Below are 22,321 nucleotides of genomic sequence, written 5' to 3'. Positions count from 1 at the left end.
CAAATAAACTTATCAAGGGGAAATATATATGGGTCAGACAGTTTTTATTTCCGAAGCAGATGAATATCTCTTCGGTCAGGGAACACATTACGATATTTATAAAAAGCTTGGTGCACATGTTTCTGAAGAGAACGGGGTCAAAGGAATGTTCTTTGCTGTTTGGGCTCCCAATGCAGCAGCTGTCCATGTTATCGGATCATTCAATGGATGGGATGAGGATATGTATCCGATGCAGCGCATTGGAAATATGGGCATTTATCAGTTATTTATTCCTGGTGTAGGAACAGGTGAGCTTTACAAATATCTCATTTACACACCGGATGGAAGGAAGCTGTACAAAGCTGATCCATATGCTAACTATGCCGAGCTTCGCCCGGGCAATGCTTCCAGAACAACAGATCTTTCCAAATTTAAATGGAGTGATGAGAAATGGTTTGACTCCATTAAGGGCAAGGATATTAATAGAGAGCCTGTTGCAATCTATGAATGTCACATCGGATCATGGATGAAGCATCCCGACGGTACAGAAGACGGCTTCTATAACTACAGGCAGTTCGCAGACAGAATCGTCGAATATCTCAAGGAGATGAAATATACACATATTGAGCTTATCGGAATCGCCGAGCATCCTTTTGACGGATCATGGGGATATCAGGTAACGGGGTACTATGCACCTACAGCACGCTACGGTGAGCCTACGGATTTCATGTATCTTGTTAATCTGCTCCACAAAAACAACATCGGCGTAATCCTTGACTGGGTACCGGCACACTTCTGCCCCGATGAGTTCGGTCTTGGCTGCTTTGACGGAACCTGCATCTATGAAGATCCGGATCCGAGAAAGGGTGAGCATCCCGACTGGGGTACCAAGATATTCAACCTTGGCAAACATGAGGTTAAGAATTTCCTTATTGCCAATGCACTTTTCTGGATAAAGGAGTTCCACATTGACGGCCTTAGAGTAGATGCCGTTGCTTCCATGCTTTATCTTGATTATGGTAAGAGAGATGGACAGTGGGTTCCCAACAAGGACGGCGGCAATAAGAATTACGAAGCTATCGAGTTTTTCAAGCATCTTAACAGCGTAATCAGAGGAACCTATCCTCAGGTTATGATGATCGCTGAGGAGTCCACAGCATGGCCTAAGATCACAGCACCTGTTGAGGAGGATGGTCTTAACTTCACATTTAAGTGGAACATGGGATGGATGCATGATTTCTGTGAATACATGAAGCTTGATCCCTATTTCAGAAAAGGCGCTCATCACATGATGACCTTTGCCATGAGCTACAATAATGCTGAGAATTATATCCTGCCTCTTTCACATGATGAGGTTGTACATCTTAAGTGCTCAATGCTTGAGAAGATGCCCGGATATAAGGTTGATAAATACGCTAATCTCCGTGCCGGATATGCATATATGTTTGGTCATAGCGGCAAGAAGCTCCTTTTCATGGGACAGGACTTTGGTCAGGAGCGCGAGTGGAGTGAGAAGAGAGAACTTGACTGGTTCCTTCTTGCAGAGGACTTAAACCGCGGAATGAAGGATTTTGTAAGAGACCTTCTTGAGATTTACAGAAAATATCCTGCTCTTTATGAGATTGATAATGACTGGGGCGGATTTGAATGGATAAATGCTGACGATTCAGATCACAGCGTATTCAGCTTTTACAGAAGAGCCAGCAACGGCAGGGATAACGTTTTGTTTGTAATCAACTTTACTCCCATGGAGATTCAGAATTACAAGGTAGGCGTTCCCTTCGAAGGCATATACAAGCACATTTTGGACAGCGCTGATAAGAAATATGCAGGTTGTGGAAGCGGTATTCCTGATAAGATCAAGGCAGAGCCCGGTCTTTGCGATTACAAGGATTACAGTATTACAATGACACTTCCGCCTTATGGCGCAGAGCTTTTCGTTTTCCAGAATCCTGATGCTAAGCCTGAACCCAAAAAAGAAGTAAAAAAGGAAGCTAAGGTTGAAGAGAAAAAGGAAGAAAAGCCTGTAAAGAAGGCTCCTGCCAAGAAAACAGCAGCTAAAAAGCCGGCAGCAAAGACTACTACCAAAAAGAAGAAATAATGGTTCTTTAGAAATTAAATAATTATTCCGAAATAAAAGGTGATGGATTATGTCTGTCACCTTTTTACTTTTTTATGGACCTGCATTCGGAGGATATATGAACATAAGTATAAATGCATTGTCCGGAACGGAATCCGATTTTGAAAAAGCTACAGTCAGCATGGAAGCAGGCTTTCAGTTTAACAATCAGAAGGTAAATAAAACACAGAGTGCCGCCGTGGTTGATCTTGGCAGTAGTCTGTTTAGTAATAACGCTTATGGCGAAGGCGCAAAGACCAAAAATGATATTATGGCACAGGCGCAAAACACAGAAATGTCCGTTCGCCACAATTATATGTCAGTAATGGCAAACACCTTATCTCCTGAGGACTATGCCAAGGCAGCAGAGGAGGGCTTTGATCTTTCAAGGACTTCTTCCGATGAAATCGTAACTATTATTGATAAGATAAAGGCGGTTCTTGCCCAGTCAGGTGAAGAGATTATCGGCTATACAGATGATCTTTCAGAAAGTGAGCTTAAAAAGATAACAGGAAGTGAGGGTCTTGCCAATCAGATAGCATCATCTTTTCATGAAAATGATATCCCGCTTACAAAAGAAAATGTTAAGGAAGTGGCAGAGACTGTAAGGCAAATGTCTGAAATAGACAGCTTGTCAGAGGGCTCTGTAAAATTCATGGTTACAAATAATCTTGATGCGACCATGGATAACATTTACATGGCAGAGCATGCAACAAATGGCCAAAATGCAAAGAGCCGCGGCTTTATCGCTCTTGAAACAGGTGGATATTATGCCCAGAAGGCAGACAAAATCGAATGGGATTCATTAAGAGATCAGGCCCTTAGAATTATCGATGAGGCCGGACTTGAAGCCTCAGAAGAAAACGAAAATCTTGCAAAGTGGATGGTTGAGCAGTCTATACCACTTACAACAGATAATCTCAAAAAAGCAGATGAGCTAAAGTGCATAAAGCTTCCCATGACTGAAGAAGCTATAGTTGACAGTGCTGTCAAGTCCATAGCCAATAAGAATACTGCGGCAGCAGGTGCTGTTTCAGGCGAGGAAAATCATCTCGAAAAAGCAGTAGCAATAAATAAAAAGACAAGGCTCATCACAGACGCCGATTTAGAAGAAGCAGTAAAGAGAGGCGAAAAGATAAATCTCAAGACCCTCTTTGATGTCCATGAAGAAAAGGGGCAGCAAACTGAGGTTAGTGAGTCTTCAAAAAATCAGGATGTTAATTTTCTTACAGCAAGAAAGCAGCTTGAGGAAGTAAGGCTTTCAATGTCAGTTACAGCAAATCTTCGTCTCATCGATAAAGGTTTTTCTATAGATACAGCTCCCATGGAGGAGCTCATAACAAACCTCAATAATGAAATAGAAGAAATAGGTAAAAGTCTTTTTGGCAGGACTCCTGATATCACAGGAAAAGAATGCGCAGAGAAGCTTAGACTTTTTGATAGCACGCAGGAAAAGATAAGTGAATTCAGATCCTATCCTGTAGCTCTTGTTGGAAGAATAGATCCTGAAAAAAATGACAGCCTTGACAGTATTATCGAGTCAGGTTACAAGCTAAAGCTCAGATATGAAAAGGCCGGTGCAACCTATGAAGCAGTTGGAACCCAGGTTAGATCAGATCTTGGAGATAACATTAAGAAAGCCTTCAGGAATGTTGATGATATTCTAAGAGATCTTAAGGAAGACATTAATGATGAAAACAGGCGCGTTGTAAGAATTCTTGGATACAACCGCATGGAGATATCACCTGAGAATATCGAGAAGGTAAGAGCTGTGGATGAAAAGCTTATGAATACAATAGATAAGCTTAAGCCCCAGGCAGTTTTGAACCTTATAAGAGAAGGCAAAAATCCTTTAAACATGACGTTAGATGAGCTATCAAATAACTTATCTGATGGGGACAAAGACAGATCAGGGAGAGAAGAAAAGTATGCAAAATTCCTTTATAAACTCGAGAAAAATGCCGAAATATCACCTGAAGAGAGAGAAAGCTACATTGGTATTTACAGACTTTTCCATACACTTAAAAAGACAGACAATGCAGCAATTGGTGCCGTTCTTGAAACAAGAGCGCCCATGACTCTTGAAAATCTCCTTAGTGCCACAAGAACCTTAAAGACAGAAAAAAGAGGTCTTGATTATAAGGTTGATGAAAGCTTTGCAGGCGCAGATGCAGGAGAGAGGATTACAAAATCAATAGACAGCCAGATAGAAGCAGCATTTAAGTATTACAGCGAAAAGGCCGATATTGTATATCAGAATCTCGATCCCGAGAAACTGAACAGGCTTAAGCCAAAAGAAGATACTCTACTTGATAAGATGGCTGATAAATTATCTGCAATGCAGGAGAGTGCTCTGTCACAAGAAGCAGAAAAAGCATATTATTCTGAGGAAACAAGAAGGATCAGGAACATCATAGATGTGGCAGATGACACCGATGTGGCAGAAGAGCTTATAAGAAATGAAATAGAAGTAAATGTTTCTAACTTAGAAGCACTTATTAATCTAAGGGCCGGAAGACGAGGCAGGAACGGGCTGTTTAATCAGGCAGAAAAGCTTTCCAATCTTTCGTTTAAGGAAAAGGAAGCGGAGATTCTCGATGAGCTTGCAGGCGGCATAGAATTCAAGGAAGCCTATGAAGAACACCTTGAAGAATTGTCACAAAGCCTCGACGATATGCTGATAGAAGAGACTCAGACCCAATCATTTATTGATGTTAAAGCAATACAGCTAATGCAAAAGCAGATTTACGTAGCTGTTAAGATGGCTGACAGAGGAAGCTTTGAAGTTCCAGTAGAAGTGGATGGAAGAACGGTATCCATGCACGTAACTCTAAAGGACAGTGATAACGAAGGCTCCAAAATGGAAGCCAGTGTTGAGAGCAGCTTCTATGGAAGAATCTCATTTGCAGCAACCATAGAAAACGGGCAGCTTAGAGGCGCATTTGCATCTTCTCTTACCCAGGCACCTGATGTCAGTGAATATATGGAAGAGGTAAGAGATAGGTTTATAAAAGAAGCAGATCTACTTGATAGTGGACTTGCTGTAACAGAAAGTAACATAAACATTATGTATCACAGAAGCGAAGCAGGTAGCGTGGTACAAGGTGCGGAAAATGGACTTTCCGATAACAGACAGTTGCTAAGGATGGCGGCGATATTTGTTCATGCACTTTAATGTATGACGCATGCAGTAGGAGGTCCATCACATGCAAGTTAACTACAACATTTCCGCAATGATCGCAAACAACGCACTTGTTTCAAATGATAACAAGCTGGCAGCATCGATTGAGAGACTTTCAAGTGGTCTTAAGATTGCAAATGCCAAGGATAACCCTTCAGGGCTAGCTATTTCCAGAAGAATGAATGCCCAGATAAAAGGTTTATCTGTTGCAGGCGGCAATTCCGGCGACGGTATATCTGTAATACAGACAGCAGACGGCACATTGTCCGAGGTTCATGACATCCTTCAGAGAATGAACGAGCTGTCTATTCAGGCTGCAAACGGCACAAACAGTGAAAGCGATCTTGAAATCATACAGGATGAGATAGGTCAGTTAAAGGATGAAATCACCAGAATTTCAGAGGCTACGCAGTTTAACGGACAGAGCCTCCTTGATGGTTCCTTTGATCTTAAGGGCTATGCTACTGTAAATAACAGAACCGATCCTGCAATAACAGTAAACAGCTACAGTGATTTTGTGGACGGTGGAAACTACTACTTTGAAGGCATAAATGCAGAATATGATGAGGCAACAGGAAAAGTAAGACTTTTCGAAGTAGAAGAAATTGATAATGTTAAATATCCCCATTATGTAGATTCTCTTAAGGTGGACGTTTCAAGAGTTATTACCTCTCAGGGCGGAACAGAGACCATCACATACATGTCTGACGCCGATGTCACAGTTGACGGAGATCTTATCAAGGTTGCAACCAGAGATGGACGAGAGATCGAGGTTAAGGTAAACAGAAAACTTGTTGGTGAGAGGATTGATTTTGAGCTTACAGGAAAAGGCGCCATGACCATGCAGGTTGGAGCAAACGAAGGACAGACCCTTGATATCAGAGTGCCCAAGATCACATTGTCAAACCTTGGAATTCAGTACACAGATGTAAGCCGTACCTATAAAAATGATCTTCTTGATTTCGTAGATTATGTAAATAATGTATCCAACAACATTCTGTCCTTTACAGAAAAAAATGAAATCATCGACATGACCTACTATGACATCGATAAAGAGCGCATCGATGAGGGTAAAGGCGAAAAGAATGATATTGATTACTACTTCTTTAACATAGAAGATGCCAGAGCCATAATAGAAGCCAAAAAAGAATATCGCGAGCAGACATATACCTATGATATGGCACAGGAGCAGAAGGTAAGACAGATAAATAAGGATGCAGATGACACGATTGCCACTTATATGACTCTTCCCGGAGCAACTGATACTCCCATGAATCCGATAGTTGCTTCACTTATAGACGGAGTTAATGAGGCAAGAGATAACCAGATAGCAGATACCATGGCATATTATGATGAGCTCAGGGCAGCTCCCATGGCAGCCTATAATGAGAAGCTTGATGAAATAAAAGCCTATGCTGATAAACGCTATAAGATGGCTCCTCATACCGGTGCAGACCAGGCTATCGAGGATATCAAAAATGCTATACAGAAAGTATCCGATATTCGAAGCAGACTTGGTGCTTATCAGAACAGACTTGAGCACACAGTCAGCAACATTGACGTAACTAGCGAAAACATGACAGCCGCATATTCCAGAATAATGGATGTGGATATGGCTGAAGAAATGACAGTATATTCAACACAGCAGGTTCTTTCACAGGCAGGAACCACAATGCTTGCTCAGGCAAATGAGAGACCTTCACAGGTGCTTCAGCTCCTGCAGTAAAAGCTTCCATGTTTACTTTGAAGTCAGCACCAGTCAGGAGGTACCTTTATGACACGTGAAAAGATCCAGGCCTACACAAGACGCATCACCATGGCAAATAAAACCCAGATGATTACCATTTTGTATGAGATGGTACTAGATTACATAGATGATGCAACAAAGGCCTATGAAGAAGATGATACCAATATGTACACGGAATCCATGTACCGTGCCATGGGCTGCATAGACGAGCTTATTCATTCTCTAAACATAGGCTATGAGCTTGGCAGAGTATTATTTGAGCTTTACCTTTTTGAGAAAAGAGCACTTATATTATGTACTGTAAAAATGGATGAAGATAAGCTTTCTCATGTAATAAAGACCTTTGAAAGTCTGCGGGCAGCATACGCAGAGCTTGAAAAGAAGGATGAAGAAAGCGCGGTTATGACAAATGTTCCTAAGGTATATGCAGGACTTACCTATGGACGAGGAACCCTTAGCGAGAGCGTAATGGGCAACGTTTCATCCAGAGGCTTTATGGCGTAATCTTTTTTCAGGTACAAATTCACAAAAACTTAATAATGAAAATTCATCAGATAGAATGACCTAAAGCTAAGGCCGGATATAATTCCCAGGAGGGTGTTATGTTCGGCTTATTTTCTTGTAAAAAGAGGTGCCTTCATAAAATCTTAATATTTGTTTTTAGCCATTGGAAACCGGGTTTGACATAAAATTCTCTGGCTGATATTATCGCTTTCGTTGAACGACATCAGCAAAGTGAAAATGATCGGCTGGCACTCGCCAAGCACCTTCTGCTCCATATCGAGTCTTATCCCCCTGTTCCCCATAAGCATTCGCAAAGCCGAATTTTTCACGGATGTCTGATGATCACAATTCTTAATTCCCTACACCCATTCGGGAAGTTTTCAGTAAATGAAAGGATTAAATATGGAATTACCGGTTTTGTACTGTCTGCTGTCAGGATCAGCTCTGACGGATATTTACAGACACAAAATTTTGAACCGTTGGCTGCTTGCAGGAGTCTGTATGGGACTTGCTTTGTCTTTTTTTGGAGAAGGGCAGGATCCATTCTATATGAAACTCCTACGTGCATCCATCACGCTACTTTGTCTTATTCCGGTCTATGCCTTAGGCGGACTTGGAGGCGGAGATATAAAGCTGTTTGCTGTTACGGCAATGTTTTTAAATAAGAATGAGCTTATCGCGGCAGTTGTGGTTTCTTTTGTAATTGCTGCATTTATGGGAATCCTGAAAATTATTAAAAATAAAAAACCATATCAAACCATAAATTTTGCGGTTCCTGTACTTATAAGTGTTTTACTTATTACGAAAACGAGCCTTTGACATTTTTGGAGGAGACTTATGAAGAATATACTTGTTATCTGCGATCCCGATAAAAGATATTGCAAAAGAATGGATAGTTTCTTAAGAGGATCACTCAGTATTCCCTTTGAGATATTCAGTTTTACGGGAAGCGAACAACTTAAGGATTTTTCCTATAAAAAGGAGACGCTGCTTGTTATTTCAGAAAAACTCTTTAATAAAAACGCTGTTGATGGATATAAAAACATCCTGGTTCTTGATGAGAGGGACGCAGTGCTTTCTGAGAGCGATACGGATTTTGGAAAGCCAGAAGATGTAAATATAAGACATACCAGTAAATATCAAAGTAGCGAGAAGGTTGCAGACAGCATCCTTTCCATGTGCCTTGAAATGCCTGAGCTTTTGCCTGGTGGAATGGTTGTTACAGCTACAACGCATGTTAAGCTTATAGCCTTTTATACGCCGGTTAGAAGTATAGATCAGTCAAGGGCAGCATTTGATCTTGCCTGTAAGCTCTCAGAACATGAGAATGTCCTTTTTATCTGCAATGATTCACTTTGCAGCCTTCCTAGGATTAGAAGCGAAGAGCCCTGCGAGAATATCTGTGATCTTATGTATTATGCACAGTGCGACGAAGAAAGGTTTTCTATATATCTTGAAAGGATTAGAAAAAGATATAAAAAGCTTTGTTACCTGCCTTGCAACAACAGTGCAGTCAGAGATTTTTGCGGGAAGGAATATATAAAGCTTATAGAGCTTATTAGGAAAACAGCGGGCTATGACTATATTGTTCTTGATTTTTCTGAGAGCATATCGGGACTTATGGATGTTCTTAAGACCAGCGACAAAATTGTGGTTCTTGGAGCAAAGGATGCAGAAGCCAGAGAAAGGATAAGGAAATTTAGAATGGAATTGTCTGAGCATGAAGATATGAATGAAGAGAAGATCATTTATGAAGATGTTTCAGAGGGCAGAATAAGCTTATACAGGAATATCAGAGAAAGCCGCGGAGGAAGAGGATCTGATGGAACATGAAGAATTAAAAAAGTGTATACAGGATAGCATTCTTTCAGAGATGGATTTTTCCAGAGATGTTGATGATGATGAGATGCTTGAGAGGATAGACAGAAATATCCTGAAGCTATGCAGATCAAAGGGAATATCCATGGATGAAAAGCTAAGGCTCCGGAAAGAGCTTTTTTATTCAATAAGAAAGCTTGATGTGCTGCAAATCCTCGTGGATGATCCTTCCGTAACAGAAATAATGGTAAACGGAACAGATAATATTTTTGTGGAGAAGGATGGAAGATTATCAAGGTATGACCTTAAGTTTGAATCAAAGGAAAAGCTAGAAGACGTAATCCAGCAGATTGTAAGTAAATGCAACAGGGTGGTGAATGAAGCCAGTCCCATAGCGGACGCCAGGCTGGAAAACGGATCCAGAGTGAATATTGTACTTGGACCAGTCGCACTAAACGGCCCGATACTTACAATCAGAAGATTCCCGGATAATCCCATAACCATGGATAAGCTTATAGAGATAGGCTCGATACCAAAAGAGCTGGCAACTTTCTTAAGTACTCTAGTGGCAGCAGGTTACAATATTTTTATCGCAGGTGGTACCGGTTCAGGTAAGACCACATTCCTAAATGCTTTATCAGACAGCATACCAAGTGATGACAGAGTTATCACAATTGAGGACAACGCAGAACTACAGATTTTGCATGTCCCTAATCTTGTGCGCCTTGAAACCAGAAATGCCAATGTGGAGGGCTGCAAAGAGATAACCATAAGAGATCTGATAAAGTCATCTCTTCGAATGAGACCCACAAGAATCATTGTGGGGGAGGTTCGCGGCGAGGAGTGTGTTGACATGCTTCAAGCGATGAATACAGGCCACATCTCCATGTCCACGGGCCACGCAAACAGTGCATCCGATATGCTATCGAGACTTGAAACCATGGTTCTTATGGGAATGGATATACCTCTTAATGCCATAAGGGGACAGATTGCCTCCGGCATAGATATAATCGTGCAGCTTGGAAGACTTCGGGACAAAACAAGGAAGGTGCTTGAAATATGCGAACTTACGGGGAAGCTGGACGAGAGAACCGGGGATATTGTAATGCAAACGCTGTATAAGTTTACGGAGGTTGGAGTAGATGAGAATAACAAAATAATAGGGGAGTGGAGAAAAGAAAATGATCTTACAAACACTGAAAAGCTACTGTCGGCAGGCCTTGCAATATAGATATGTGCCATCCGACATACCTATCCTTTTAAGAAATGTTCTTATACTTCTCCTGGCAGGAAGGCTCTTTTACGGGTCCTTTATAATCTCACTTTTCATACTGCCACTTTCAGTTCCCTGGTTTTTCCATGAAAAAAAGAAAAAGGAAAGAAGAGATAATCACGATCTTGGTATTCAGTTTAAGGATGCCATGATGGCTGTTTCTACTGCCCAAAAGGCGGGATATTCCGTAGAGAATTCTTTTCACGAAGCCAAGCATGACATGGAGCTTTTATATGGAAAACATGCGCCTATATGCAAAGAACTGGAAATAATTCATCAGGGCATAAACAACAATGTCTCAGTAGAAAAGATGATAAGAAAGCTTGGAAGAAAATCAGGTAACAGGGACATTACGGAATTCGCAGGCGTGTTTGCAGTGGCAAAAAGGAGCGGCGGAAACATGACTGAAACAATCGAAAGATGCGTCGATGTCATAGGAAAGCGGATGGAGGTTGAAAGCGAGATCGATGTACTGATATCTGCAAAAAGAATGGAAGCCCAGATCATGGAGATGGTTCCCTTTGGAATCATGGCTTACGTGGGCCTTACCAACCCCGGCTTTTTTGATGTCCTTTATGGGAATGTTCTTGGCGTATTCATTATGACGGTGTGCCTTCTTATCTACATCGCAGCTTATCTGATGATAGAGAAGATAGTCACAATAGAGATTTAGGCAGGAGGTTTTGCATTGATAGTTTTATATCTGATGATTCCGGCGTATATGGGCCTTTTGTATATATTATCCGCTGAGGAAAAGCTCCCTACAGGCTTACCTGCGGATGGAGTAAGTACCTTTTTTAACAAAATAGCAGCATTCCTATACAGAAGATTTTTAAAGAAAAGCAAATCCTTTTACAGATCGCCTTCAAGAAAGAATGTGGAGCGAGGATTAAAAGCTCTTAACTCCAAGAAAGATGTGGAAAAAGAGCAGGCTAAATACTATATCAAAAAAATCAGTATGGCACTGATGCTTATTACGGCAGGTTCTATCATAGCAGCCCTTTGCTATTTTCAGTCAAGACGCAGTGATGCCTTCGATGAAAACGGATTTCTCATTAGAAATGATTATGACAAGCGGGAAATGACAAGGACTTTGACGGCAGCAGGGGAAGGCGGGGAGCAGTATGGAGATTTTGATCTTCTTGTAAAAGAAAGAGCCTATACAAAAAAACAGGCAGAAGAGCTGCTTGCAAAGATGCTTAAGGAACTGCCGGAAATAATTCTTGGCGAAAATGAGGACCTTAGTCATGTGGAAAAGGACCTTAATCTGGTGACAAAGGTTCCAGGTTATCCTTTTGAAATCAGCTGGAAAACTGACGACATTGATGTCATTCACTCAGATGGAAAAGTTGACGGAGAAGGGCTTACGGATAAAGGCGCCTTGGTAATTCTAACGGCGGAAATATCCTATTTGGACTATAAATGGGAGCATGAGTTTTTTGCAAACGTCTATGAAAAGGAGCTTACAGGAGCAGCCTTTTTACAAAAGGAAATTCAAAAGGAGCTCACTAAGGCAGAAGAAAACACAAGGGAAGATGCAAGCTTTAAGCTTCCCGAAGAAGTTTTTGGAAAAAGAATAATCTTTGCAGAAAGCATAGATGATAACAGTTTTCTTATTTTGTTGCTGGTCATCATATCAGCGGTACTTATCTTTGTTTTTCAGGACAAGGAGCTTGATAAAGAGGTGGAAAACAGAAGAAAAAAACTGATTCTTGATTATCCGCAGTTTATTTCAAGGCTGGTTCTTTACATGGGAGCCGGCATGTCAGTAAGAGCGATCTTTGAGCTGTTTTCCGAGGAATATAAAAAAGACTTAGAGAGTGGCTCTTCCAAAAGCTTTTTATATGAGGAAATCCGCAAAGCATCCAATGAGCTTCAAAGCGGAGTATCGGAGCTTTCTGTATACGAGAGACTCGGAATAAGATGCGGCGCACAGCAGTACACAAGACTTGTGACACTTTTGTCGCAAAATCTTAAAAAGGGAAACAGTGAGCTTTCATATCTACTTAGAGAAGAAGCAGACAAAGCGGTAAAGGAACGAATGAGCTATGCCAGAAAGCTTGGCGAGGAAGCGGGAACAAAGCTTCTTTTACCAATGATCATGATGCTTCTAATCGTAATGATAGTGATCATGGTTCCTGCATATTTATCATTCTGATAGTAATCACGCAGGTGTTACTAAATATATTTTATTAACCAAATTTTAGGAGGAAAAAATGAACAGATTAAAGGAAAGATTCAAAGGAGTAATCGAAACAGCAAGAGATGCAGGTAATTACCTGGCATTTAAGGCAAAGGAGTTTTTGCTTGATGAGAGAGGAATGGGCACCGTTGAAGTAATACTTATCATAGTGGTTTTGATTGGCCTTGTTATCGTGTTCAAAAAGGAGATTGATGGTCTTGTTGAAGAAATCTTTAAAACAATCAACACAGATGCAGCAAAGGTCACAGGCTGACGGATATCTTACGGTTTATCTGTCCCTCTCAATGACGGTGATACTTTCACTTATTCTGGCGCTCCTATCCGGGGCGCGAATAGGTGCAGTGAAAATGAAAACAGAGCTTGTTACGGACATAACCATGAATTCAGTTCTTGGGGAATATAACAGAGAGCTTTTTGACAGATACGGTCTCCTTCTTTTGGATGATTCCTTTGGGAAAAAGCAAGGCTCTGTAAGAAATGTGGAAGAGCACCTTTCTAAGTACTTTAGGAAAAACTTCGAGCTTTCTGACAAGGGAATCACCGGAAGGAAGACTTACATGTCGGCAAAACTCACTGACTGCGCTGTAACAGGCTTTTCCCTGGCCAGCGATAACAATGGCGCTGTTTTAAAAAGGCAGATCCTTTCCTATATGGAGGGCGACGCAGTTGGGAAAATAGTATCAGGTGTCAGTAAAAATGTAGATGACCTTAAGGAGTCCGGGTACGACTCTTCGGATTTTGAGGAAAAGGCAGATGAAAATGATTCTGCAATGTCAGGGAAGTACGAAACAGACAGTGATGGAGACGGGGAAAACGAAGAAATAGATATCGATAACCCGGCACAGTCTGTAGCTTCCAAGAAAGGGCTTGGAATATTGACCCTGGCTGCTCCCGACATGTCAAAGATATCATCAGCTGCAATTAATGAAGATCTCTATGCATCTCACAGGACGCTGTCAAAGGGGACAGGCCTTGATGATGACTATTCCATGGGAGCATCAAAGAAAGCTCTTTTTAACGAATACATTTTTGAAAAGATGTCCAGCTATGGAAATGAGATGGAGGACTCGCCTCTTAAATACGAGCTTGAGTACATCTATGCAGGAAAAGATAGCGATTATAAGAATCTTGAAGCAGTGTGCAATAAGCTTTTCCTTTGGAGGGAAGCGGCTAACTTTGCATATATAATGACAGACTCTGCAAAGCTTGCGGAGGCAGAGGCTTTGGCTCTTACAGCGGCAGCAGTTGTTGCAGCACCGGAGCTGTGCGAGGTGGTAAAGACAGCAATAATCCTTGCCTGGACCTTTGCTGAGAGCATCTCGGACATCCACATCCTTTTGACAGGGGGAAGGGTCCCTATGGTTAAAACAGCTGCAAGCTGGAAGCTTTCTTTGGAAGCAATGCTTTCATTTGGAGATAGCTTAACAGATGGCGGAGGATCCGGCCTTAAATATGAGGACTATCTCAGAATGATGGTTCTTATGGAAAATGAGGACAAAAAGACTATGAGACTCATGGATGTTATGGAGATGAATATCAGAAACACTGAGGGAAATGAGTATTTCAAAATAGACAATTGCATAGATGTTTTCAGAGCAGATTTTAAGGCGTCTTCAAGAGGAATGGAAAGCTTTGAGGTTGACAGAATATATGGCTATGAAATGGAATGATGTGATTTGGAGTGGCCGGTTATGGTCTTTTTCAAATAATGGAAAATTTAAGGTGAAATCAAAAGAAAATAAAAAAATAAAGGACCTGCTTCTCCGGCAGTTCACTGGAAAAAGACCATCACCGGCTGCTTCAGTAACAGTCGAGGCATCACTTGTTCTGCCACTTTTTATATTCTTCTTTATTAACATTCTGGGAGCCTTTGATATTTTACGGATCCAGTGTGATATGGAAGCTGCACTTCATCAAGCGGGGAGTCAGATTATGGAACAGGCAGCTTTTTCAGAAATGCTTACAGGGGATGAAAAAAGTAAAACAGAAGCTTTTGCAGAAGGTGCGATAACTACCGGTCTTGCAAGCAAAAAGGTTAAGGCATATCTGGGAGAAGAATATTTAAATAAAAGCTGTATCAGAGGCGGAGCAGGTGGCCTTTCATTCCTGCAGACAGCGCTTAGATCAGACGGTGACATCATTGATATCGTTGCGTCCTACAAGGTACACCCATTACTAGGAATTGCGGGCTTTTCGGATTTTACCGTGGAGAGCAGATTTTATGGACATGGCTTTACTGGCTACAATCCTGATGATGGCTGCGGGGATGAAGGGGAAGCCGAAGAAGAATACGTGTACATTACAGAAAGCGGAAGCGTTTATCACAGAAGTACAAAGTGTTCTCATTTGAGGGTATCAGTACAGGCCTGCTCTAAGAGTAGCGTAAGTAAAAAAAGAAGCAGCGACGGGTCAAAGTATTACCCTTGCGAATATTGCGGCAAGAGATCAGGAAGTACGGTTTACATCACAAATTACGGGAACAGATATCACAGCAACAATAAATGTCCCGGAATTAAGAGAAGCATAAGAACAGTACCAATTTCAGAAGCAGGAGGAAGAAGAGCCTGCAGTGAGTGCGGATAAAGCAGAAAATTAGAGGTTAATTATGGAGATTATAGAAGGAAGAATAGTAGTTGAAACATTAATGAGGGTGGAAGTTTTGCTGATAATGCTCATGTCAGCTTTTCAGGATTTGCGCGAAAAGAAAATAGATATCATGTATCCTCTGGCATGCGCCATAATATCAGTTTCATGGTGTGTATATGATATAGCATTTTGCGGAGGTGACATTAAGTTTATTTTCATGTCACTTTTGCCGGGAGCAATAATGCTTGTATTATCAAAGCTTTTAAAGATCGGAATAGGAGAAGGTGATGGACTTATGGTTCTTTTGGCGGGACCTGTATTTGGCCCTGTGCTTGTTTTAACAGGCGTCACTGTAGCATTTGCCTTTTCTGCAATAGCAGGCATGCTTTTACTGATATTAGGAAGAGCGACGTTAAAGAGCAGGATGGCCTTTTTGCCATATCTTACAGCCGGAATGGGGGTTATCTCCTTTGCATTTATATAAAAAAAGAAAGCTATCCGGTTATATGACCGTTGAAGCTTCCTTCATAGTTCCGGCAGCTACGTTCATTATGGCTTTCATCATATATCTTGCTTTCTGGTTCTATGGAAGGTGCATTTTATCTCAGGACGTATACATACTTGGATTTCGCGCAGAGCTCCTATCTAAGGAGCAGGGGTATGCTTCAGAGACTGAATATGTAACAGATAATGCGGGGAAAAAGCTGGGGACCAGATACTTTGCAGCAGACAAGCCGGATATTAGCGCATCAAAAGCCTCAGACAAGATAAAGGTTGAAGGCAGCTTTTTGACTAAGACAAACGGTTTATTTCGATATTTTAAGAGCCTTCCTTCTTCTTTTAGGGGAAGTGCCGTAGCAACAGTTAAGCTTCGTGACCCTTCCGGAAAACTAAGGAAATATAAGCGGATAGAGGACATAGCCAAAAAGGCCATTAATAAGAGTGATAAAAGAGAGGATTCATAAATGGAAATAAAATATTACAGAGAGGCGCTACATAACTATCTTGTTCTTAAGATAGATGGGGATGATACAGGAAGCTATCAGTACAAGATGCTTGAGCACAACAACATAAAAGGAATTGTTCCCTTTACAATTAGAAGGATCGACGGCGAAACAGCGATGTATTATGAGATAGATTCAAAGCAAAGTCTTGGAAATATGTATTCTCGCCGAAGAATTTCATACGAGAATCTAAAAAAGCTTCTTAAATCAGTTGTTGAAGTAACAGAGGAAATATCCAGATTTTTCCTTGATGACAATCACCTTATGCTCACAGAGGAATGCATTTTTGAGGATTTTTCCACAGGAAGCTTTCATTTCTTATATAATCCGGACTACGACAATAATAATGCAGTATCCTTTTTTGCATCCCTTCTTGAAATGATTGATATAGGTGATCAGAAGGCTATGGAGCTTATCTATGAACTTTGCGACAGAGTAAAGCCGGACGGCCCCTGCTTTTCTCTTATAATAAATGACATTTTAAGATCAAAAGAAGACTTGGAAAATCCGGATGTCAGTCATAATGATATTCTCGTAGATGAAGTTACTGACATTGATGAAGATATTGATGATGATGAAGAAACTGATGTAAAAACAAAGGTTATCCCCATAAAGCTGCCATTTGGAGTCAGCATGCTGATGGCCGCTCTTTTTGCAATAGTGGGCGGCGTTCTTTGGTACATCAGGGCGGCATACATTCTTACCTACGAAGAAAACCTCCTTGATATAGCTGTTTTCATGATATGTGTCATGATGTCGCTTATCTGCTTTATTCAGACACTTAAGGCATCTAAGGTTGCTGGCCCTATCATTAGGAAAAGAAAGCGCTCATCATCAGATGATGAGTATGAAGATGATGAAGATGCGGAAAAGGATGAGGAAAAAGAAGAAACTAAAGATGAAATCAGAAGGCCCGCCCCCGAAGCAGTTCCATCTTTCTCTTATTCTGAAGAAGATGAAAACGAAGAGACTGTTCTTTTAAATTTTAGTTTTTCCAAGAATCCCCACAAACTCTACAGCGAGGACGATGGAATACAGAACATTTCATTAAGCAGTCTTCCTATAGTAATAGGTAAGCTTTCCTCCTGCGCCGATGCGGTAATAAAGGATCCGACAGTCTCGAGAATCCATGCAAAGATATTCAGCTTTGGGGACGAGATCATGATAAAGGACTTAAATTCCAAAAACGGCACCTTCATTAACGGCACTCAGCTCCTTCCGAACGAAAAGAGAACCATCGAAGTTGATGATGAGATAGTCTTTGGAAAGTGCGCTTTTTCATTCAGATAATAATGAGGCTTCTTATATTTCACCAATCCGCTTTGTGGTATAATGTGATTTAGATTATTCTAAATCATGTACATGGGGTATGGTATGAAAATCAATATATATTATGGCGGAAGAGGAATTATCGACGATCCTACTCTTGGGGTTCTTTCCAGGATGTCGGATGTTTTTGGGGAGCTCAATGTTCAGGTCGAACAATTTAATCTGTTTGAGCACAAAAATGGAATAACAGCACTGCCGGGCACACTTAAAGGTGTAGATGGCATTATTCTGGCGTCTACTGTGGAGTGGTTCGGAATAGGCGGATATATGCACCAGTTCCTTGATGCATGCTGGTTATACGGCGATGAAGATAAACTTAAGGGCTTATACATGGCTCCTATTGTCATGTCCACAACCCATGGGGAGCGTGAGGGTATGATGGAGCTGGCCTGTGCATGGGAGATGCTTGGCGGAATACCTCTTGACGGAATCTGCGGCTATGTAGCAGATACATCAACCTTTGAGAGAAATGAGAGCTATCAGAAGCTCATCGAGAAAAAGGCTGAGAATATCTACAGAAGCATGAATCAGAAGATGGATTCCCTGCCCACAAGTAATCAGGCCGTTAAGAACAGTGTTGCCATCACCAAGATAACTGACCTTACGCCCCAGGAGACAGAGCAGCTTTCAAGATATGTCTCCAATGATGAATATGTACAGACACAGAAAAAGGATATAGCGGAGCTCAGTAACTTGTTCCGCGACAAGATGGACAAGGAACAGTCCGCAGGCCATGTTGATGATTTTATAAGTAAGCTTAAGGGCCGCTTTACTCCTGTTGCCGGTCTTCACGCTGTTTATCATATTACTCTGACCGATCAGACAAAGGACAGAGATATTTTACTTAAGATTGATAATCAGAACCTTGAATGCAAGGCAGAGGATACATCCAGCAGTGATGTGCATGCATCCATGACTACATCCGTTCTTGAGCAGATCATTCAGGGCAGGATGACCTTCCAGAGAGCCTTCATGGAGGGCAACCTTAAAATGAAGGGAGACTTCAAATTACTGAGAAATATGGATCAGTTATTTGATTTTAAATAATATTGAAAGAACAAAACGATGAAAATCTGATAGAAGAGGAAGAAAACAGGGAGTATGGTCTTGAAGAGGATCCTATGCAGGCCTTTTGGAAACGCCAGACCCAGGTTTTCTTATCTTCCTATATAAATATCGCGATCATTCTATGCAATGTGATAATCTTTGTTTATGGACTCTTTGCAGGCTATGATTTCCAGGACAGATTTGATTTTGACCCTGTCAGATTTTTCCAAAACAGGGAGTATTACCGGTTGTTCACATCCATGTTCCTGCACGCATCTATAGAGCACCTTGGCAGTAATATGCTTATACTTTTCTTTATAGGAGCAAACGCAGAGCACGATCTTGGACATATCAGCTATCTTTTCGTTTACCTGTTCTCGGGATTTATAGGAGACGTCATAAGTCTTGCGGATTCTATCATAAGAAATGATCTTACACCGTCACTTGGCGCCAGCGGAGCTATTTTTGGCGTTATAGGTGCTGTTTTGATCATCGTTATATATGGAAGGAAAAATCTAAGGCCCGGTTCTAATTTACTGGGTAGGCTGATCGCCATTATTTTTCTCTCGGTATACAGCGGATTTAAAGAAGTGAATATCGACAATGCCGCCCATATCGGCGGACTCATTGGCGGAATCATCATTACATTTTTTATAACCAATATATTCAAAAAAGAATACACAATGGAGGAGTGGCTATGAAGGACGATAATTGCATTTTCTGTAAACTTGCAAATGGGGTTTTCCCCACAAACTCAATATATGAGGATGATAATTTCAATGTAATCCTGGATAACGGACCTGCAACAAAGGGCCATTGCCTTATTTTGCCTAAGGAACATTATGCCAATCTTTATGAGCTTCCTGATGATACAGCAGCAGAAGCTATGAAGCTTGCCAAGAAGCTTGCGAAGACACTTACGGAAAAGCTCTCAGCAGATGGTCTTAATCTCGTTCAGAACAACGGAGCGGCAGCAGGACAGACTGTTAATCATTTCCACCTTCATCTTATTCCTCGTTATGAGAATGATGGACAGCATATACTTTGGAAGCCCACAGAGCCTTCAGCAGAAGAATTAAAAGCTCTTTGCGAGAACCTTAAGGTCTGAAAAAAGAGGAGTACTATTTTGAGAACAATCAACGCATCAGAAGTAACAGAAGCTGTAAAAGGACTCTGCATAGAGGCTAACCATAGACTTTCGCCCGATATGACAGACGCTCTTAAGAAAGCTGTAGAGACGGAAGAATCCCCTCTTGGAAAGCAGATACTTTCACAGCTTGAGGAAAACCTGAAAATAGCAGACAGTGATACTATACCGATTTGCCAGGACACAGGAATGGCTGTCTTTTTTGTTAAGCTTGGCCAGGACGTTCATATAGAAGGCGGAAACCTTACAGATGCCATAAATGAAGGTGTAAGACAGGGATATACGGAAGGATTTCTCAGGAAATCTGTAGTAAGCGATCCTCTTATCAGGGAAAACACAAAGGACAATACACCGGCTGTAATTCATTATGATATAGTACCCGGCGATAAAATCCATATCACAATAGCGCCCAAGGGCTTTGGTAGTGAAAATATGAGCAGAGTGTTCATGCTTAAGCCCGCAGACGGTGAAGAGGGTGTCAAGGATGCGATCGTTCAGGCAGTAAAGGATGCCGGTCCCAACGCATGTCCTCCCATGGTTGTAGGAGTAGGCATAGGCGGCACCTTTGAAAAGTGTGCCCTTATGGCAAAAGAAGCTCTTACAAGACCCGTAGGTCAGCATTCTGATATAGAATATGTAGCTAAAATGGAAGATGAAGTTCTTTCAAGAATAAACAGTACTGGAATAGGCCCCGGCGGTCTCGGAGGAAGAGTAACTGCTCTTGCAGTTAACATCAACACTTATGCGACCCACATTGCAGGTCTGCCCGTAGCAGTGAACATTTGCTGCCATGTAAACAGACACCGCAGTATTACATTATAAATACTATTTTTATACCGGAAGGAATTATCTGATGGAATATAAGATAAATGCGCCTTTTGATAATGAAACCATCTCAAAGCTTAAGAGCGGAGATATGGTTTTTATCACAGGAACAATATACACAGCAAGAGATGCTGCACATAAGAGAATGAAGGAAGCCATTGATAATGGGGAAAAACTTCCTATTGATGTTGATGGCAACGTTATCTATTACATGGGACCATCTCCTGCGAGAGAAGGCCGCCCTATAGGATCTGCAGGTCCTACCACAGCCAGCAGAATGGATAAATACGCCCCTACCTTATTGGATATGGGCCTTAAAGGCATGATAGGAAAAGGTAAAAGATCCCAGGCAGTAATAGATGCCATAGTAAGAAACGGCGCAGTATACCTTGCAGCCATAGGCGGCGCCGGCGCTCTTTTATCAAAAGCCATTGTTCAATCTGAAGTAGTTGCATATGATGACCTTGGAACCGAAGCTATAAGAAAACTTACTGTTGAGAACTTCCCGGCGATAGTGGTTATTGATTCTGAGGGCAACAACCTGTATGAGACTGCAATTAAGGAGTTTAATACAGAAAAGAAGTAATAATCTTCTATAACAACAGGCATGGCAACTCAACAACTTCTTAAAAGATGTGTTGACAAGGCATCAATGTCTTTGTATAATTACTTTTGCGTTAGAGATATTTACCTCTGACCATTAAAACCAAATACCGTTTGGTAGAGGTTTTCAGACATGGAGAAATACTCAAGTGGCTGAAGAGGCGCCCCTGCTAAGGGTGTAGACCGTTCACGCGGTGCGAGGGTTCAAATCCCTCTTTCTCCGTTGAATACTTCCAGAGAGCATTGAGATCAATGCTCTCTATTTTTTTATTTTCATGGATTGCCTGGATAAGTAAAAGTGGAGGCCAACTAATAATTGAATGAGTATCTTCTATATAATAACTACTATATATAGTAGTTAAAAGATTCATATACAATTAAAACAACAATATAAAGAAAAACTAAAATATATATGACAGCGTCGTCAAAACCGCAGTAAATACGAGGGTTTGAGAAATTTTTATAAATTTTAAAAAAATTTAAAAAAAGTAATTGACACACTAAGGCACTGATGTTATATTTATATTCGCTCGCTGCGAGTGATAGAAACGACTGACCGGAAGGCTTCAGCGTCTACACAGAAAAGCGAACGAAAAAATAATTTAAAAAAGTTCTTGACAGAGAAAGCCAAACATGATATTCTATCAGAGTTGCGGCTGACAAGCCAAGACAAAGCACTTTGACAATGGAATAGTAATGCAACCCTGAAAATTCCAAAAAAGAAATTTCAGAGAACAAAACAAACCTAACAAGGTAAAAACGGACAGAACAAAGCCAAGCTTTAGTTCTGGTCAGACGAACGATCCAGTCACTTTAAGTGATTAGATAAATTTTAAACGTGAGAGTTCGATCCTGGCTCAGGATGAACGCTGGCGGCGTGCCTAACACATGCAAGTCGAACGGAGATTTAACGCTGATGAGGCTTCGGCGGAATCTTGTTAAATCTTAGTGGCGGA

General features: G+C 41.2%; 20 protein-coding genes, 1 tRNA gene and 1 rRNA gene. All 22 read left to right on the top strand.

Annotated elements, in window-relative coordinates; translation table 11 throughout:
* Positions 1-28: 28 nt before the first annotated feature.
* Complete coding sequence (glgB, locus tag G603_RS20185; protein ID WP_035793006.1) at positions 29-2,080, top strand: 1,4-alpha-glucan branching protein GlgB; 2,052 nt, start codon at positions 29-31, stop codon at positions 2,078-2,080.
* Between the two features lie 97 nt (positions 2,081-2,177).
* Entirely contained in the window at positions 2,178-5,273 is a 3,096-nt protein-coding gene (locus G603_RS0111515) for a DUF6240 domain-containing protein (RefSeq protein ID WP_155832670.1), read from the top strand.
* A gap of 31 nt (positions 5,274-5,304) precedes the next feature.
* Positions 5,305-7,005, top strand: a complete 1,701-nt coding sequence (locus G603_RS23155) for a flagellin N-terminal helical domain-containing protein (protein WP_051207791.1) — start codon at positions 5,305-5,307, stop codon at positions 7,003-7,005.
* Between the two features lie 48 nt (positions 7,006-7,053).
* Positions 7,054-7,530 carry a flagellar export chaperone FliS gene (locus tag G603_RS0111505; RefSeq protein ID WP_026524479.1) on the top strand — a complete coding sequence of 159 codons (477 nt, stop codon included), beginning with the start codon at positions 7,054-7,056 and terminating at the stop codon, positions 7,528-7,530.
* 387 nt (positions 7,531-7,917) lie between these two features.
* A complete protein-coding gene (locus G603_RS0111500; protein WP_026670315.1) occupies positions 7,918-8,349 on the top strand; it encodes an A24 family peptidase in 432 nt (143 codons plus the stop codon).
* Between the two features lie 18 nt (positions 8,350-8,367).
* Positions 8,368-9,363 carry a hypothetical protein gene (locus tag G603_RS0111495; RefSeq protein ID WP_026670314.1) on the top strand — a complete coding sequence of 332 codons (996 nt, stop codon included), beginning with the start codon at positions 8,368-8,370 and terminating at the stop codon, positions 9,361-9,363.
* Positions 9,353-10,579, top strand: a complete 1,227-nt coding sequence (locus G603_RS0111490) for a CpaF family protein (protein WP_155830993.1) — start codon at positions 9,353-9,355, stop codon at positions 10,577-10,579. Before G603_RS0111495 ends, G603_RS0111490 begins: the two co-directional genes overlap by 11 nt.
* Positions 10,530-11,294 carry a type II secretion system F family protein gene (locus G603_RS20175; protein WP_081669910.1) on the top strand — a complete coding sequence of 255 codons (765 nt, stop codon included), beginning with the start codon at positions 10,530-10,532 and terminating at the stop codon, positions 11,292-11,294. The genes G603_RS0111490 and G603_RS20175 overlap by 50 nt, the downstream gene beginning before the upstream one ends.
* A 15-nt stretch (positions 11,295-11,309) precedes the next feature.
* Complete coding sequence (locus G603_RS0111480) at positions 11,310-12,779, top strand: immunoglobulin-like domain-containing protein (protein ID WP_155832669.1); 1,470 nt, start codon at positions 11,310-11,312, stop codon at positions 12,777-12,779.
* A 163-nt stretch (positions 12,780-12,942) separates the two neighbouring features.
* Positions 12,943-13,077 carry a Flp1 family type IVb pilin gene (locus G603_RS23245; RefSeq protein WP_242829632.1) on the top strand — a complete coding sequence of 45 codons (135 nt, stop codon included), beginning with the start codon at positions 12,943-12,945 and terminating at the stop codon, positions 13,075-13,077.
* Complete coding sequence (locus G603_RS0111470) at positions 13,022-14,494, top strand: DUF5702 domain-containing protein (protein WP_155832668.1); 1,473 nt, start codon at positions 13,022-13,024, stop codon at positions 14,492-14,494. Before G603_RS23245 ends, G603_RS0111470 begins: the two co-directional genes overlap by 56 nt.
* Positions 14,495-14,546: 52 nt before the next feature.
* Positions 14,547-15,407: a pilus assembly protein gene (locus G603_RS0111465; protein ID WP_155832667.1), complete on the top strand. Its 861-nt coding sequence runs from the start codon at positions 14,547-14,549 to the stop codon at positions 15,405-15,407.
* Positions 15,408-15,429: 22 nt separating this feature from the next.
* The gene (locus G603_RS0111460; protein WP_026670310.1) at positions 15,430-15,894 is read left to right on the top strand and encodes a hypothetical protein; all 465 of its coding nucleotides are present in this window, start codon (positions 15,430-15,432) and stop codon (positions 15,892-15,894) included.
* Positions 15,881-16,375: a pilus assembly protein gene (locus G603_RS0111455; protein ID WP_026670309.1), complete on the top strand. Its 495-nt coding sequence runs from the start codon at positions 15,881-15,883 to the stop codon at positions 16,373-16,375. The genes G603_RS0111460 and G603_RS0111455 overlap by 14 nt, the downstream gene beginning before the upstream one ends.
* Entirely contained in the window at positions 16,376-17,704 is a 1,329-nt protein-coding gene (locus G603_RS0111450; RefSeq protein ID WP_026670308.1) for a DUF6382 domain-containing protein, read from the top strand.
* 84 nt (positions 17,705-17,788) lie between these two features.
* Positions 17,789-18,790, top strand: coding sequence for an SCP2 sterol-binding domain-containing protein (locus G603_RS0111445; RefSeq protein WP_026524470.1), 1,002 nt, complete (start codon positions 17,789-17,791; stop codon positions 18,788-18,790).
* A gap of 2 nt (positions 18,791-18,792) precedes the next feature.
* Positions 18,793-19,491 (top strand): rhomboid family intramembrane serine protease, encoded by a 699-nt coding sequence (locus tag G603_RS0111440; protein WP_051207788.1) that lies wholly within the window; start codon positions 18,793-18,795, stop codon positions 19,489-19,491.
* Entirely contained in the window at positions 19,488-19,898 is a 411-nt protein-coding gene (locus G603_RS0111435; RefSeq protein ID WP_026524468.1) for an HIT family protein, read from the top strand. Before G603_RS0111440 ends, G603_RS0111435 begins: the two co-directional genes overlap by 4 nt.
* Positions 19,899-19,913: 15 nt before the next feature.
* A complete protein-coding gene (locus tag G603_RS0111430; protein WP_026524467.1) occupies positions 19,914-20,759 on the top strand; it encodes a fumarate hydratase in 846 nt (281 codons plus the stop codon).
* A gap of 31 nt (positions 20,760-20,790) precedes the next feature.
* Positions 20,791-21,348, top strand: coding sequence for a Fe-S-containing hydro-lyase (locus G603_RS0111425; RefSeq protein ID WP_026524466.1), 558 nt, complete (start codon positions 20,791-20,793; stop codon positions 21,346-21,348).
* 152 nt (positions 21,349-21,500) lie between these two features.
* Positions 21,501-21,588, top strand: a tRNA-Ser gene (locus G603_RS0111420).
* Positions 21,589-22,199: 611 nt separating this feature from the next.
* A 16S ribosomal RNA gene (locus tag G603_RS0111415) occupies positions 22,200-22,321 on the top strand; the annotation flags it as partial.

It is taken from the genome of Butyrivibrio sp. AE3006, assembly GCF_000424165.1.
In the GTDB taxonomy this organism is placed as follows: Bacteria; Bacillota; Clostridia; order Lachnospirales; family Lachnospiraceae; genus Butyrivibrio.
This window is presented reverse-complemented; position numbering and strand designations above follow the sequence as displayed.